Consider the following 16,032-nt stretch of genomic DNA (forward strand, 5'->3'; position numbering starts at 1 on the left):
GCTGATCCATCGGTTTCGTAACTTGTTCCGTACGGACAGGGCTCGCCCCCGTCCGTATCGGCACCCCGGAAACGCTCTTATCGCTCGCTTAGCGAACGGCAATTGACATCACTTCACCTGTAGTGGCGGGGCAAGCCCCGCGACTACAGGTACGCCCCTTGATTAACCAAATTATAAATCAGCCCATTATCACTCATGCCCGCAAACATCCCGCTTCTCCAGGAAAACCTGTCAAAATTACCCGATGGTGTAGGTCGGCCCACTTACGACCGCACCCCCCTCAAAACCGGGATTGTCCACGTCGGTGTAGGTGGTTTTCATCGGGCACATGAAGCCTATTACACCCACCTTTTACTGGAAGCAGGGAAGGCAAAGGACTGGGCCATCTGCGGCGTGGGCTTGCGGGAGGGCGACCGCCAAATGGGCGAAGTCCTGAAGCAACAAGACTTCCTCTACTCCATGATTGTCCGTCATCCCGACGGGAAGATCGAAACGACCGTCATCGGTTCCATCGTGGAGTTCCTGCTTGGCCCGGATAATCCCGGGGCGGTGATCAACCGCATGGCTGCTCCGGAAACCCGGATTGTTTCCCTGACGATCACCGAAGGAGGCTACAACGTGAACCCCGCCACCGGGGCCTTCGACTTCGATAATACCGACATTAGTCACGATCTGGAACATCCGGATGCGCCCGTCACCGTTTTCGGCTACCTGGCTGCCGCGCTGCGCAAGCGGCGGGACGAAGGCCGTGAAGCGTTTACCGTACAATCCTGCGATAACGTGCAGCACAACGGCGACGTGACCCGCAGGGCACTACTGGCCTTTACAGAACGGCTGGACCCCGGGTTAGCGGAATGGATAGGTGCCAACGTCCGTTTCCCCAACGCCATGGTCGACCGCATCACCCCGAGAACCACCCCGGCGGATACAAACTACCTGCAGCAGGAATTCGGCCTGAAGGACGAATGGCCCGTCACCTGTGAGCCGTTCATGCAATGGGTCATCGAAGACGATTTCTCTGACGGGCGACCCGCCTGGGAAGCCGTAGGTGCGCAATTCGTGCCGGACGTGACGCCCTACGAAAAGATGAAGCTTCGGCTGCTGAACGCCGGCCATTCGGTGCTGGGCTTGTTGGGGGCCATCCACGGTCATGAAACCATCGACGGCTGCATCGCTGACCCGCTCTTCGCCGGCTACCTGCGCGACTTCCTGGATAAGGAGGCGACCCCGGTGCTTGACACCGTGGAAGGTATTGACCTGCAGGCCTATAAAGACAGCCTGATCGAACGCTTCGGCAACCCCAACGTGAAGGACGGGCTGGCCCGCATTTGCGCGGAGAGCTCCGCTAAGCTGCCGAAGTTCCTCATCGAGACCATCCGGGAAAACCTGGTCGCAGGTGGCAGTATCGATTACTCCGCCCTCATCATCGCCACCTGGTGTTACTACAGCGACACCCACGCCGACCGCTTCGGGAAGCCACTGGAGGTGATCGACGAGCAGAAGGAAGAGTTACAAAAAGCGGCGAAGGAGACCACCGAAGATCCGCTGGCTTTTTTACGGCAGGAGGAACTGTTTGGGGATTTGGTAAAGGACGAGAGGTTCGGTTCTAAGTACGCCGAGTTGGTGGAGAGGCTTTATGCTGATCCTGATGTTGGGGTGTTGATGAGGGAGGTGCGTAAGGGCTCCTGATTGCCCGCCTTGAACGAGCAGGACCGGAGGTCAGTCTCTTGTAGCCAGGTCGTTTACTGCCTTGTCTTCGTTAGTAACCTTGCAATTGCCCTGGATTGATTGGGAGGTTAGGGAGACGATCTCGCCCTGATGTTTATTGGGCGGGGCCGCAGGATGCAAGGGAAGGTTTCTGGAGCGGGGTTAGGGCTTGTTGTTGGGGTTTACACCAGTACAGGGGAACATGAATTTATGCATGTTTTTACATGTTGCGGAGCGACTACCCGCTACGTTGCCTGGGACTGGGCGGCACGACGCAGTTCCAGGTAACGAGATCGCCCCTGGACGTTTGACGACGCTGCGCGTCGTAAAGCCTAGGGCGGTTTGGCCGTTACCCCGGACTTTGTCCAGGGGAACTAATGTGTATTTGCTCGCGAAATCTGGTCCAGTTAAATGTCTGGAATTTAAGGAATTACCCATTAGTAAGTTGTGCTTCGAGCGGGGAGGCCAAAACGGTGTTTACGGCCATTTGTACAACATTGTTAATAGCTTTTATTTTTTGATAAACTGCTTTGTATTGCCTGCTCCGCAGGTGTTGGGGGAAGGCCCGTACGCTAAGTGGTATAAGAGGGATAAGGAATGGCCATTGGGCTGCTGCTTACCTTACTCGATTGTGCTTTTGTTATTATTTCCAATATTCATCAAGGTAACCACTTTTCTTAGTGAATTGCGATGGGTCTTTGATGTTTAAAATTTCAAATATTGCTTTAGTCTTATCAGCTTGTCTATCGTAATATGCTTTAGTTATTTTATAGCCCATCCAATAGCCTAAGTCGTTTGGTCTGTCATCTTTTTCACTCGTTTGATAAAGCCAGTCTTTGAATTTTTTATTTTTCATTTTCTTTACGAATTCCCTAGTTAGCATTTCAGAGTGTGCTTCGCCATAATCAAAAGCAACTTTATTTATGTGAGTTCCAGAGATTAGTTCCCCGATGAAATCAGCACTCCCTTCTTTTAATGATTGGAACAATAAAGTTTTCTTACCCTTAAAGTTTTGTTGATAGTGGATGAGTTCGTGAGCCACCAATCCTGGTAAACCGTCCAAGTTTTCTAACATCTCTGTCCCCAATATGATACCAGCATCAGAAACAGTTCCTCCAGAGTTAAACCGACCAACTACATAATATATTGGTGGAAAAACAGCATCTGGATATAGCTCTTCCAACGCTTCGTATATTTTTATTATTTCTTGCTTTTTGGTATCAAGGTCGTCCAAAACATTACGAGATTTTAGATAGTCCTTTTTTCTCTCGTTGACTGTTTTATAGAGAGCATTGGCATTTTCAATTCTGTATTTAGTAAAACCTTTTACGCCTTCTGTTCCATTTTCTATGTAATCAGCAAAAGCATCCTGGCCCAATGAATCAATATTGTCAAAGGCCTTCCAAAATCGTTCAACATCTTGGGTCACAAATTTTGCATCAGACGGTTTGGCCGAATAATTTTCCTGTCCTATCGCAAATTGAAATATTCCAAAAATTAAGGCTATTGTAAAAACTATTCTTTTCATTTCGTTTGGTTTTAATAAAGCACAACATTAAGCCAGGTATCCGCCACCACGCGCAGCGGGGATGACGAGATACACCTGGCCGTTGAACGAAGCCGACTCGCTATGGGGATTCAATAGCTGGCACAGGGTTTTCAAGGTGGAGGAATTTAGGGATTTCAATGCTTCAAGATAGGGGTTTCGGTGATAATTAGGTAGGTACTTCGGGTGAAAGCGCTCAGGGAACGGTTTAGGCCACAAAGCACCGTTCCCGTAATGAAGTGACTACGCGGCCGAGGGGTATAAGGCAAGGGTTGAAGGCGCGGACGGACCGGGAGAATGCCAGGGTGGAGCGCGGGCGGGTAGGAAGTAGTCAACAACCAGGAGAGGGCCACCGTAGTCGGCACATCGATTGGGCGGTTGGCCGGTAATTTTTTCGTACAGCGCTTCCCAACTACCTGCTCTCAAAACCTCCCCCAGCACCCGCGCCCCCGCCCAAATAAAACACATGTAGTATCTTATCCCCCCATTCACTCCCATACCAAAACAAAAGCATGAGACTACTACTATCCTTCCTCATCCTGCTGCTCGCCTTACCAGTGGCCGCCCAGGACAAACCCGAGACCCTTGAAGGTTTCCAACTCCGCAACGTCGGTCCCGCCTTTGTATCGGGCCGTATTTCCGACATTGCCGTACACCCCAGGCACGAGAACACCTGGTACGTCGGCGTCGCCTCCGGCGGCGTCTGGAAAACCAAAAACGCCGGCATCACCTGGGACCCGATTTTCGACGGAGAAAGTACCTTCGCGACCGGCTGCATCACCATCGATCCGAATAACCCAGCCACCGTTTGGGTAGGCACCGGCGAGAACGTCGGCGGCCGCCACATCGCGTGGGGCGATGGCGTTTACCGCTCCGATGATGCCGGCAAAAGCTGGAAAAATATGGGCCTGCCCAATTCCGAGCACGTCTCCAAGATCATTGTTCACCCGAGCAACAGCGACGTCGTTTGGGTAGCCAGCCAGGGCCCACTCTGGAGCAGCGGCGGTGACCGCGGCGTCTTCAAAACCACCGACGGCGGCAAGACCTGGAACAAAGTCCTCGGCGGCAGCGAATGGACCGGCGCCACCGACCTGATGATGGACCCCCGTGACCCTGACCTGCTCTACGCAGCCACCTGGGACCGCCACCGCACCGTAGCCGCCTACCTCGGCGGCGGCCCCGGCTCCGGCATCCATCGTAGTCGCGACGGCGGTGAAACCTGGGAGAAAATCGAATCGGGCATCCCCGGATCCAACCTAGGTAAAATCGGTCTGGCCATGAGCCCGCAGCAACCTGACGTGGTCTACGCCGCCGTTACCCTCGACCGTCGGGAAGGCGGCATTTACCGCTCCGATAACCAGGGCTCCAGCTGGACTAAAATGTCCAACACCGTCTCCGGCGGTACCGGTCCACACTACTATCAGGAGCTGTACGCCAGCCCCCACGCTTTTGATCGTTTGTACCTGATGGACGTTCGCGTTCAGGTCAGCGAAGACGGCGGTGCCAATTTTCGCCGGCTGAAGGAGGAGCAGAAGCACTCCGATAACCACGCCATCGTCTTCCGCGCCGACGACCCCGACTACCTGCTGATCGGCACCGACGCCGGTCTGTACGAAAGCTTCGACCTGGCCGAAAACTGGCGCTTTATCGACAATATGCCCATCACGCAGTACTATAAAGTTGCCGTCGATGACCGCGAACCCTTCTACCACATCTTCGGCGGTACCCAGGATAATGGCTCCCACGGCGGCCCCAGCCGGACAGACTCCGAGGGTGGTATCCGGAACGGCGACTGGTATAAAACGCTGGGGGCCGACGGCCACCAATCCGCCACCGAACCGGGCAACCCCGACATTATCTACGCCGAAACCCAGCAGGGCGGACTGCACCGCGTTGACCTGAAAACGGGCGACCCCGTGATGGTTCAACCCCAGGCCCGTGCCGGTGACCCGCACGAACGTTTCAACTGGGATGCGCCGATCGTCGTGTCGCAGCACGACCCTAAGCGCCTTTACTTCGCCAGTTACCGCGTCTGGCGTTCCGAAAGCCGGGGCGATGATTGGAAGCCGATCAGCGGTAACCTCACCCGAAACGATGAGCGTATTGCCATGCCGATCATGGGGGGCGTTCAGAGTTGGGATAACCCGTGGGACATATACGCGATGTCTAACTACTCCACGATTACCTCCCTGGCGGAGTCGAAAACAAACGAAGATCTGATCTGGGCCGGTACCGACGATGGTATCCTACAGGTGACTACTGATGGTGGTGGTAACTGGAAGAAAATTATGGTCAACTCACTGCCTGGAGTACCCGAACGTGCCTTCGTAAATGACATTAAGGTGGACATGTACGACGAGAAAACCGTCTACGTTTGCCTAGATAATCACAAGGAAGGGGATTACAAGCCCTACCTTTTCAAGAGTACCGACATGGGTAAGACCTGGACCAATATGGGCAAAAAGCTCCCGCACGGTACCCTGACCTGGCGCCTTGTACAGGACCACGTTGAAAAGAACCTACTATTTATCGGTACTGAAAATGGTATTTACGTCAGTATGAACGGTGGTAACGACTGGAAAAAACTGGCGGGAAGCCCGACCATTTCTTTCCGTGACCTGGCGATTCAAAAAAGGGAGAACGACCTGGTGGGGGCCAGTTTCGGCCGCAGCTTTTGGGTCTTGGACGATTATTCTCCAATGCGGGAAATGACGGTGACTAAAATGGAAGACGAGGCAGCCCTGTTCTCTATCAGAGATGCCTGGTGGTTCAATCCCCGCGGCAACGACCCCGGTGTTGGTGCGAATCAGTACGCCGCCGATAACCCGGAATTTGGCGCGATGATCACCTACAACCTCAATACGGAATTTAAGAGTATGGCCGCTCAGCGCAAGGAAGCAGAGAAGGAAGCGATGAAGGACAAAAAGCCGCTGACCTTCCCCGGCTACGATGCGCTTGACAAGGAAGCCGCCGAACGGAAACCTAAAGTTTGGTTCACCGTTAAAAATGCCTCCGGTGAGGTTATTCGTACTTTTAGCGAGCCGCTGAAAAAAGGCTTGCAGCGTACGAACTGGGACCTGCGTTATGCCTCCACCCGGCCCGCTAGCCCGGGGCAAGGTGGTCGTGACAGAGGTGGTGCTATGGCGCCTCCCGGAAAGTATTCAGTTGCGATGAGTAAGGAAGTAGATGGTAAGATTACGGAGTTGGCCGGCCCGGTCAGCTTCAACGTTAAGCCGCTGCACAAGCCTACGGTCGCCGGGGCTACCCCCGCAGAAATCGTGGCCTACCGTGATGAACTGAGTGCCGTACAAAATCAGATGGCTGCCGGTGAAGAGAAGCTGGAGAAGTTGACGGGGCAGATCAAAGCGATGGAAACCGCGCTTTCCCGCGCGGCCGTAGCTCCTGGCAAACTGCACGAAGAGCTTTATGCCCTCCAGAATCAGGTCAATGACCTGGAGCTGATGCTGGAAGGCAGCCCAAGCCGGGCTGCCGTTGGCGAAAAGGCACCACCGACGGTCGAGGATTATTTCTCCGCCGGTTCCCGTGGCCTTTCTACTACCTATGGCCCAACGCCAAACATGAAACGTAGTCTTGGCATTGCCTCGGATATGATCAAGGAAATCCTTCCGAAAATCGATGCGCTGGCGGCTAAATTACCGGGCTTGCATACGCAGCTTAAGGCAGCGGGTGCGCCTTACATCATTGGCGCCGGAGAGTAGCGTTCGGCAGCCTTCAGGCTGCGGTTGAATAGTCTGAAGGCTGTATACTAATGGTTGGAGCACGATGTAAATCGTGCTCCAACTTTTTACTTAGTGTCCTTAGCCACTAGGACACCAGAGGTGATTGTGCGTTCGCGCAGAACTAATTCGGCTCTGTGATAACAATCAGCTGCGTAGCAGCCCTGAACATATGGCTATTTTATTTTCTTAAAATCAATAAGTCCATGGCTACGCATTCCACCATCACATCCCACTAACATCCTCCTCTGCTGCCAAAAACGCCTCCTTCGCAGGCCAGGTAATTTGCTCCTCTTCTCCCAGCTTGTCATTTAGCTTGGCCACGTCGTTCGCCAGGAAAAAATCCAACTTACTACGTGCAGCCACTAATTCCCGGTGAATCCGCTCCGCCTCCTGCAGCTGGCTGTCCGAAGGACGGCCGGGGAAGGAGGAGACCGAGAAGTAAAGATTTCCCATTTCTTCCCGTAGCATGGAGCCTTCGTTAACGTAAAAATCTCCTCCCTTAAAGGCAAGTCGTGATTTTTCCTTCCCGGCCATATCCTTGATGGAGGAAGCCATTTCGGTGATGCGTTTTTTGGTCGACTTCTGTTTGATGGAAGAAGCCTGCTGCTGTACCTGGTCCAAAACTTCATAGATGTAAGCGAGCTCTTCGGTATCATCAAAAAGCTTCATCACGGCTTTCCGCTGAACGGCCCGGTCGGCTGCGGTATAGGGACTTGTTGGGTCGGTGGTGATGGTAAATTCCGTTTCGTAGGTGTCTTTACCCTTCACGAGCTTCACCTGGTAGGTTCCCGGCGCGAGCTGCGGAGGCTGCGAGCCCCCGATCAGTGCATTGCGGTTGTCGCTAGGCGCAGCTTTTGGCCGTTCGAGGGTGGTTGGCATCCGTATGATGTTGAGGCCCTTACTCTTTCCTGCGGGTAACTCCCGGATCTTTTCGCCGTCTTTATACACCTCGATGTACATCTTACCAAAAGTGTGGCGGCTACCGGCATAGTACATAATCTCGGCGCTGGTGGTGGGGTTGCTGCCGACATAGTTACCACTCCCGCCGAAGTTACCGTTGCCGAAACCACTGGGGTCGGGAAGAAAAGCAGGACGCGATTTCAGGAAGGCGATCTTCTGAGTGGTAATCTCCGGAGTGATCTGACGCAGGGCTTCCAGGTCATCGATAATGATGACGCCCCGGCCGTGGGTACCCAGTACCAGGTCCGACTCGCGGGGGTGAATGACCATGTCACGAATACCGACCATGGGCAGGTTGTTACGGAAGGGCGCCCAGCTACTACCACCGTCAAGGCTGAGGTAGAGGCCGAATTCGGTGCCCAGGAAAACCAGGTTTGGGTTAACCAGGTCCTGTCGTACACTCAGGGCGTAACCATCGAGGTCTTCTCCGCCGAGCCTGGTCCAGGTTTTTCCTCCGTCAGCAGTTTTGTAGAGGTAGGTATCCATATTACCGGTACGGTGATCGTCAAAAGTGACGAAGGCAGTACCGGCGTCGTGGGGGCTGGGCTCCACGAAGGTGATCCAGGCGCCTTTAGGCAGGTCGGCGGGGAAGTTATCGTTCAGCTTCGTCCAGCTCTTTCCTGCATCGGTCGTTACTTGTAGGTTACCGTCGTCGGTACCTACCCAGATGGTATTGTTATCAATGGGGCTTTCGGCCACCGCGTAAATGGTCGTATAGTTCTCGGCCGTTGAGTTGTCGATGGTCAGGCCACCACTGGTCGCCTGCTGCTGCTTGCTTTTATCGTTGGTTGTGAGGTCGGGGCTGATGCGCTCCCAGCTGTCCCCCTCGTCGTTAGACAGGAATAGGTACTGGCTGGCGAAGTAAGTCCGCTTGCCGTCCTGACTAAGGTGAATCGGTGTATTCCAGTTGAAGCGTAACGGATCGGTATCAGCAGTAGCGTAGGGAGCAATATTCTTCGCTACGCCGGTTTCGGTGTCGTAGCGTACCAGGTTGCCGCCCTGAAATTCGCTGAACACGTAGTTGTCCTTAGTGGGATGGCGGAAACTGTAGAAGCCGTCGCCGCCGTAGGTTTTCTCCCAGTCGGCGTTACTGATGCCGCCGGAAGAGCGGTTGGGGGCGAACCAGCTGCCGTTGTCCTGGAGCCCGCCGTAAACCCGGTAGGGCTTTGCGTTATCGACGCTGACGTGATAGAATTGACTGACGGGCAGGTTCATCCACATCTTAAAGGTATTACCCCGATCGCGGCTTTCGTACACGCCGCCATCGGTGCCGACGAGGATGTGCTTACCGTCTGCCGGGTCGATCCAGATAGCGTGGAAGTCGGAGTGAACAAAGCCATCAAAGTTTGACCAACGGTTGCCTGCATCCCGGGAAATGATGCCTTCGCGGCCGCACTTCGCAACGATGCTGGCGTCACTGGGGTCCACAGTGAGTTCACTGAAATAGAAGGGGCGAATACGGGTGTTGAGGGCACTGCTGCGGTGGGTCCACGTTGCACCCGCGTCCCCGCTTAGGTACATGCCACTGGTGGAGGTATTGCCGGTTTCTACACTGGCGTAGACCGTGTCGCTATTACTTGGAGCGATGGCCACGCCGATACGACCGAGTTTCCCCTCCGGGAATCCGTTGCGCAGTTCGGTCCAGTTCTCCCCGCCGTCCGCACTTTTGTAGAGGCCGGATTTTCCGTTCAGACCGGAATCAAAGGAGTAGGGGGTCCGACGAAATGACCACATAGCAGCGTAGAGTACTTCCGGATTGTTGGGGTCGAGGCTAAGGTTGGCCGCGCCGGTATTTTCGTCGAGGTAGAGCACTTTTACCCAGCTCTTCCCACCGTCGGTGGTTTTGAATACGCCGCGTTCTTCTCCGCTACTCCATAAGGGACCAAGCGCAGCTACGTACACGATGTCCGGGTTCCCGGGATGAACGGCAACGGCGGCAATCCGCTCTGTACCTTCCAGTCCGAGCGATTCCCAGCGGTTCCCGCCATCGACACTGCGGTACATTCCGGTGCCGACGCTTACACTGTTTCGGGGCCAGGGCTCACCGGTGCCTACGTATACGATGTCGGGGTCAGAGGGAGCCAGGGCGATGGCACCAATGCTCTGGGTGTACTCATCAAAGATGGGGGCCAAATTGGCACCGGCAGAGCTGGTCTTCCAAACCCCTCCTCCAGCTGCGCCAATGTATACCGTAGCTGCGTCAGTAGGGTGTACGGCCAGGCAGCTGATGCGGCCACTCATGACGGCTGGGCCGATCTGGCGGGCACGAAGCTCTCCGAAAAGGGAAGTGGTGGTAGTGAAATCTTCCTGAGCGAAGAGGCCGAAGCTGGTGAGGAGTAGAAGTAGAGTTAAACGCATGGGTGATAAGGTTTTAAACAGGAAAGGGGCGGACGTGTAATGCCCGCCCCAGACGTGAATGCTAGTGGATCGTTTCAGAAGTTTCTTGAATCAAGGATCACCTGTAGTGGCGGGGCTTGCCCCCGCCGCTACAGTCAAGTGCTATTCTCGGCGTTCGCTGAGCGAACAAATAAAGCGTTTTCAGGGCGCTGATTCGGACGGGGGCAAGCCCCGTTCGTACAGAGCAAGTCAGGAAACTTATGAAATGGTCCACTGGTTTGCAGATGATTTACTTAAGCTCAAAAATAGCGTCGTCTATTTCAACGTTCATTTCTCCTTTGGTCATGGTGAGTTTCTGGAAGGAGTTGCCGTTGATCTTCATGTCCATGAACATGGGCATCATCAGGCCGTCGACTTCCTGGTAGTCGCTCATGTACATCTCCACGGTCATTCCCTTCGTCTGTCCCGACTTGCCGACGGAAGAGATCATGATGGGGACTAAATTCTCAGTTTCAAAGTAGTAGGTCTTGTCGTAAGAACCTTCGTTGGTAACACGAACACCGTAGGTTGGTGTGCCTTCGATCTCCTTGCCATCCACGGCTTCCAGCTTGAAGCCACGATCGGCGTAGCCGATAAACACGTCAAGGAATTCCTCCTCCTGGAATTCCTTACTTTCTTCCTCCGACATAGCAGTTTTCTCGTTGATGCCCTGCATTGGGAAGAGCATCCATGCTGTTTCACCGTTGAAGCCCTGCTCCATTTTGCTGCCCATAATAGACACTTCCTGGTAAAACTTATTGCCTTCGGCGCGGGTCATTACGAACGGGAAATCCTGGCCTTGCATGTTGGCCTTACCGGAAAATCGCATGGATTTAACCTCCTTCCAGGCTTCTGCGCCTCCGATGGCTTCGAGGTAGGCTGTCGCAATCTCGTCGGGGCTCGGAGCGGTTTTCTGCGCGTTCAGGTTGAAGGTGAAGCACAGGATTAATCCAAAAAGTACACTCAACTGTCTCATTTTAATGGTTTTGTTGCGGTTGTCTTTACCGCAGTGTTTGATTGATGGGACTAAAGATAATTAGGGCGGGGCCGCAGGTGCAATGGCTTGGACGAAAAGCAGGTTTTTTTCGATGGACGTTGCTGGATTTATCGTTCTCGACCATTTATACTTTGTTGTTCCCCCGTAACCTGGATAGTATTAAGATTGATTTTCCCGGTGGGAAGTATTGCTGGCCATTACCTTGGCGTGTGCGCCACATCACACGCTCACCTTTGTTGTAGACTTTATCTTCGCGGAAAGATTCAGGCTCGCCCTCACGTGTTTATCCCTTCCCCTCATTCCATCCAGGTGCCATGAAGTTCACTTTTGTATTTATACTTGCCGTAACCGGTCTTTTGCTCTTCCGTTGCGGAGTACCAACTCCCGATGGTGCCTCCACCGATGCCATTGAGGTACTGGAAGCCACCCGCAATAAGATGCTGACCACCCCCACCCATCAATATCGATTCACGTCTTTCTGGGATAATCGTTTTGCCTCATCGACCTATACCGAAACGATGAACATTACGTATTCCTGGTTGCCAGACAGTGATTTAGGCTTTGGTTTCTATGCGGCCGGAAAGGATTCCGACATCCTGTACGATGGAAAAGATAAACTGAAAATTGATCACATTAAACGCAAGGTTATCCGGACAACGGCCTCCGAGATCAATAAGGATGCCGCTTATTTCGCGAATTCGATGTGCTTTCATGGCGACCCTAAAGCTCTGCCGGAGTCTGCGGACGTAGATCGTATCACGGATACCATTATTGCCGGTAAGCCCCTGTTTATGTACGTAATAACCTTACGCACGCCGTCGGCTGGAACTCCGAGTAAGGAGACTATCGCTACCCGGGAGTATTACCTGGACCCAGAAAATAAGGTGGTGGATCGGATTCGTAACGTCTCCCAGACTGGAGAAGATACCACCCAGATCATTGATTATGTCTTCATTGATTATGCTTTCTCCGATGATTACCACGTGTTTGGAGCGGAAGACCGGGTACAATCTCTGGCCTACCGGGAGGTAAGTAAAGCCGTTGACCAGAAAGAAAGGCGGTCAGGCCTCATCCGCCCCGGAGCCCGGCTTCACCGGGCAGACTATACGGACATCAACGGTAAGGAGCAATTGATTTATGGTAAGGCGGGTGAAAAGACTGTCGTAATGTTTGGCTTTATCGGCTGCGGCAACTGTGAGTACGCCTTTAGGGAAATGAAAAAAAAGAAGTTTGCCGTCAGAAGCAACGTAGACCTTGTTTACAGCAGCCCGGTTGACGAGTCTTTTAAGCTGGAGGGCTATCTGAAGAAAAAAGGATTTCCCTTTACCAGTTTCGATAAGAGCAGCCGGATGAATGATAATTTCAAAGTGGCGGGCTTCCCTACGTTTGTACTGATCGATGAGCAGGGTGTTGTAGAGGAGGTAATTGATGGCTACGACCAGGTAGTGGAGGAGATGCTTTTTGTGTCTCGCAGCAATTAAAAAAAGAAGCTTAGGTTACCCTGCTCCTCTAAGCCTCCCCCTGCACCTGCGGCCGCGCCAGAAAGACCATAAAACCATTAACCTAGCTCTAATTTTTACGACCCGCAAACCTACAGCCCGGTTCTCCGTTATAAAGGGGAGGTGATATTTTTTCCGCTGAATTTATCGCCAAAACCTATATTTAGTGGGTAACGTAACCTTAATCAGCGAAAATTCGCTAACCGAGCATGGCAACAGCAACAAAAAAGACCGCATCGCGGACAAAGAAAACTACGACCGCTAAGAAAAACGGTACGGCTAAAGGATTGAAATACAGCGCGGAACAGTATCTCGAGTGGTACACACTGATGCTTCGTATCCGTAAATTCGAGGAGCGTGCGTTGATGGCCTACGGTCAGCAAAAGATTCGTGGGTTCTGTCACGTGTACATCGGCCAGGAGGCAGTTGCTGCCGGAATGGAGAGCGCAATCACTAAAGATGACGGTATCGTGACGGCTTACCGCCAGCACGGTACGGCCCTCGGCCGGGGCGTAACCATGAACCAGGCTATGGCGGAATTGTACGGTAAAGAAACCGGTATCGTAAAGGGCAAAGGTGGCTCTATGCACTTCTTCAGTAAGGAGAACAAGTACTTCGGTGGTAATGGTATTGTTGGTGCCCAGATTCCGATCGGAACGGGTATCGCCATGGCCGAGCAGTACCGGGGCACCAAAAATCTTTGTGTAACGATGTTTGGCGATGGTGCCAGCCGCCAGGGTGCACTCTGGGAAAGCTGGAACATGGCCATGACCTGGAAGATTCCCGTTCTCTACGTTTGTGAAAACAACGGCTACGCTATGGGAACCTCCGTGGAACGGACCAGTAACGTAACGGATCTGAGCCAACTTGGCGCCAGCTTCAACATGCCCAGCAAAAGTGTGGATGGGATGGACCCGGTTGCCGTACACGAAGCGTTCAGTGAAGCCGCCGAACACATCCGCTCCGGCAAAGGACCGTTCTACCTTGAGGTAAAGACTTACCGCTATAAAGGTCACTCTGTATCCGATCCGGCCAAATACCGTGAAAAAACCGAGTTGCAGGAATACCAGGAACGTGATCCGATTAAAACGACTGAAAAGCTCATCCTAGATAATGGGTTGGCTACTGAAGCGGACATCAAGGAGATCAAAGACAGCGTGAAGGCAGAGGTGGCTGCGGCTGCTAAGTTTGCGGAATCAAGTAGCTTCCCCGATGGATCTACCCTCTACACCGACAACTACTCTGAGCCATATCCTTTCCTTACCTAAGATTTAGGAGCCAGGAAATAGAAACCCCACTTTCGCTGATGCGGAGGTGGGGTTTTTTGTCGGGTTGTCCAGTTGTCCAGTTGTCGGTCGTCGAGTTATCAAGTTTTTATGTTGACTTGTCTTCAAAGTACAGGTGGCCCCTGACAACGGGACAACCCGACAACCGATAACGGGACAACCTGACAACCGATAACTGGACAACCGACAACCCGATAATTGGATAACTGGACTACCTGATACACATTATCCCGACTTTCCTTATCTTTGCGCTCGCTTTTGCGGCTCCGCAGCAATGGAGTCGGCTAAATCAAAGGAAAATGGCAAAGAAGAATAACATCGGTCGTCGCCCACAGGGCACACCAAGCACAGGTCGCAATCAAGGCACCTCCGCTCCGGTACTTGAAGGTGATGATACCCTCGTTGATATTGTTGAAGTCCGTGACCAGGGCCTCGACTTTTTTGAAAAAAATCGTAATACTATCGTCTACGGTGCAATTCTTGTAGCGCTGCTTATTGCGGGCTACTTCGTATACCAGACTTTCGTCGCCCTCCCCGCTGAAAAGGCAGCTATGGCTGAAATGCAGCAGGCACAGGTACAATTCGAGCGCGACAGCTTTAACCTGGCCCTGGCCAGCCCCGGAAACGGTGGGCTTGGCTTCATTGAAATCGTAGACCAGTACGGCGGCACCAAGGCCGGTAACCTGGCTAACTACTACGCTGCGGTATCCTACCTCAATATCGGCCAGTACGAAGCGGCACTCGATTACGCGCAGTCTTTTGATGCTGACGGCACGCTGCTTCCAGCAATGAAGTACGGCATCATCGGAGACGCGCAAAGCGAACTTGGGAATATGGAAGACGCCATGAGCGCTTACCGTAGTGCCATCGACGCCGCTGGCGAAAACTTCGTGACCGGTGGTTACTATCTCAACAAACTCGGTCAGCTGCTCCGCAGCCAGGGAAAGAATGAAGAAGCACTTGCTGCCTTCCGTCGTCTGAAGACCGACTTCGGGCAAAGCCCCGAAGCTGCCAGCGCTGATAAGTTCATCTCCATGCTGGAGATGGCGCAGTAATCAGGTTGCAGGTTGCAGGTTGCAGGTTACAAGTTGCAAGTTGTAGGTTGCAAGTTGTACAATAAAAATGCCCGATCGACATCCAGTGTCGATCGGGCTTTCTGTTTTTTCTGCAACCTGCAACCTGCAACCTGCAACTTACAACCTGCAACCTGCAACCTGCAAGCGGCTGCGCCGCTTCTACTGCACCCGCACCTTATACTGGAAGGTATTGCCGACAGACTTGCCATCGAAGTGAACGGTGATCAGGTAGCCCTGCACGTTGGTCAGGGTGTGGCTACGGGTTTCCCGCTTATTACTTTTCTGGGAGTTGATCTCATTGATCCAACCCGTCTTCAGGTTGGTGTAGCGACCGTTCCGGTCGACCTTACAAACGACGTAACTCACCTTACCTTTTCCGTCGAGCTCTTTGATGTCGATGGTCAGGGTGTTTTTGTTGGAAGGAACGGCAGAAATGTACATTCTGCCGCCGGTGCTTACGATCGTCCCTTCGTCGTAGGAGCCGAAATCAAGCCGACGAGGGCCGATCGTCGCCCAGCTGCGGGAACGGGAATTGTAGTAACTGTTCATCTCCGTTTTGAGGGTGCCGTACATCGCGGCGTTATTCATACACTTATTGAAACTGCCCGGGCTACTGATGGTGCAGCCCTGAGCTGTTAGCACGCTGGCGATTTTACCGTTGAGGTCAGAAACTATCGAAGGAGCAGATTTACAACTTTGAGCAGTCATGGTGCCAAGACAAAAGAAGAAAAGGAAGGAAGAAATAAGGTGTCTCATATTCAATATTTTAGATGTAATTCGAGAGGGTAGCTATTTATCAGGCCCCGTTTTTGTTGCTGCCGGTTATTGATCCGCGGCGTGGCCAC

Annotated in this window: 9 protein-coding genes; 5 read left to right on the plus strand and 4 right to left on the minus strand. The window is 53.0% G+C overall.

Going from position 1 to position 16,032, the window contains the following annotated elements:
• Nucleotides 1–195 precede the first annotated feature (195 nt).
• Nucleotides 196–1,689, plus strand: coding sequence for a mannitol dehydrogenase family protein (locus tag B036_RS0109670; RefSeq protein ID WP_020568507.1), 1,494 nt, complete (start codon nucleotides 196–198; stop codon nucleotides 1,687–1,689).
• A gap of 661 nt (nucleotides 1,690–2,350) precedes the next feature.
• Here B036_RS0109670 and B036_RS0109675 read toward each other — a convergent pair.
• On the minus strand, nucleotides 2,351–3,235 hold the full coding sequence (locus B036_RS0109675; RefSeq protein ID WP_020568508.1) for a DUF2268 domain-containing putative Zn-dependent protease: 885 nt from the start codon (nucleotides 3,233–3,235) through the stop codon (nucleotides 2,351–2,353).
• Nucleotides 3,236–3,765: 530 nt separating this feature from the next.
• Between B036_RS0109675 and B036_RS0109680 the strand changes: the two genes are divergently transcribed.
• Nucleotides 3,766–6,972: a VPS10 domain-containing protein gene (locus B036_RS0109680; RefSeq protein WP_020568509.1), complete on the plus strand. Its 3,207-nt coding sequence runs from the start codon at nucleotides 3,766–3,768 to the stop codon at nucleotides 6,970–6,972.
• A 243-nt stretch (nucleotides 6,973–7,215) separates the two neighbouring features.
• Here the strand turns inward: B036_RS0109680 and B036_RS0109685 are convergent, their stop codons facing one another.
• A complete protein-coding gene (locus B036_RS0109685) occupies nucleotides 7,216–10,311 on the minus strand; it encodes a WD40/YVTN/BNR-like repeat-containing protein (RefSeq protein ID WP_020568510.1) in 3,096 nt (1,031 codons plus the stop codon).
• 268 nt (nucleotides 10,312–10,579) lie between these two features.
• Nucleotides 10,580–11,305, minus strand: a complete 726-nt coding sequence (locus B036_RS31880) for a hypothetical protein (protein ID WP_020568511.1) — start codon at nucleotides 11,303–11,305, stop codon at nucleotides 10,580–10,582.
• A 335-nt stretch (nucleotides 11,306–11,640) separates the two neighbouring features.
• Between B036_RS31880 and B036_RS0109695 the strand changes: the two genes are divergently transcribed.
• The 3 genes from B036_RS0109695 (at nucleotide 11,641) to B036_RS28790 (ending at nucleotide 15,166) form a co-directional block, all read left to right on the plus strand.
• Entirely contained in the window at nucleotides 11,641–12,807 is a 1,167-nt protein-coding gene (locus B036_RS0109695; RefSeq protein ID WP_020568512.1) for a TlpA family protein disulfide reductase, read from the plus strand.
• Between the two features lie 227 nt (nucleotides 12,808–13,034).
• Complete coding sequence (gene pdhA / locus B036_RS0109705) at nucleotides 13,035–14,093, plus strand: pyruvate dehydrogenase (acetyl-transferring) E1 component subunit alpha (protein WP_071596770.1); 1,059 nt, start codon at nucleotides 13,035–13,037, stop codon at nucleotides 14,091–14,093.
• A 317-nt stretch (nucleotides 14,094–14,410) separates the two neighbouring features.
• Nucleotides 14,411–15,166: a tetratricopeptide repeat protein gene (locus tag B036_RS28790; protein ID WP_020568515.1), complete on the plus strand. Its 756-nt coding sequence runs from the start codon at nucleotides 14,411–14,413 to the stop codon at nucleotides 15,164–15,166.
• 180 nt (nucleotides 15,167–15,346) lie between these two features.
• Here B036_RS28790 and B036_RS0109715 read toward each other — a convergent pair whose 3' ends face one another.
• Nucleotides 15,347–15,943, minus strand: a complete 597-nt coding sequence (locus B036_RS0109715; RefSeq protein WP_026231848.1) for a hypothetical protein — start codon at nucleotides 15,941–15,943, stop codon at nucleotides 15,347–15,349.
• Nucleotides 15,944–16,032 lie beyond the last annotated feature (89 nt).

It is taken from the genome of Neolewinella persica DSM 23188, assembly GCF_000373105.1.
In the GTDB taxonomy this organism is placed as follows: domain Bacteria; phylum Bacteroidota; class Bacteroidia; order Chitinophagales; family Saprospiraceae; genus Neolewinella; species Neolewinella persica.

Coding starts and splice junctions, on each gene's coding strand:
- B036_RS31880 (WP_020568511.1), bottom strand. CDS start 11,305: ATGAGACAGTTGAGTGTACTTTTTGGATTAATCCTGTGCTTCACCTTC.
- B036_RS0109670 (WP_020568507.1), top strand. CDS start 196: ATGCCCGCAAACATCCCGCTTCTCCAGGAAAACCTGTCAAAATTACCC.
- B036_RS28790 (WP_020568515.1), top strand. CDS start 14,411: ATGGCAAAGAAGAATAACATCGGTCGTCGCCCACAGGGCACACCAAGC.
- B036_RS0109680 (WP_020568509.1), top strand. CDS start 3,766: ATGAGACTACTACTATCCTTCCTCATCCTGCTGCTCGCCTTACCAGTG.
- B036_RS0109715 (WP_026231848.1), bottom strand. CDS start 15,943: ATGAGACACCTTATTTCTTCCTTCCTTTTCTTCTTTTGTCTTGGCACC.
- B036_RS0109675 (WP_020568508.1), bottom strand. CDS start 3,235: ATGAAAAGAATAGTTTTTACAATAGCCTTAATTTTTGGAATATTTCAA.
- pdhA (WP_071596770.1), top strand. CDS start 13,035: ATGGCAACAGCAACAAAAAAGACCGCATCGCGGACAAAGAAAACTACG.
- B036_RS0109685 (WP_020568510.1), bottom strand. CDS start 10,311: ATGCGTTTAACTCTACTTCTACTCCTCACCAGCTTCGGCCTCTTCGCT.
- B036_RS0109695 (WP_020568512.1), top strand. CDS start 11,641: ATGAAGTTCACTTTTGTATTTATACTTGCCGTAACCGGTCTTTTGCTC.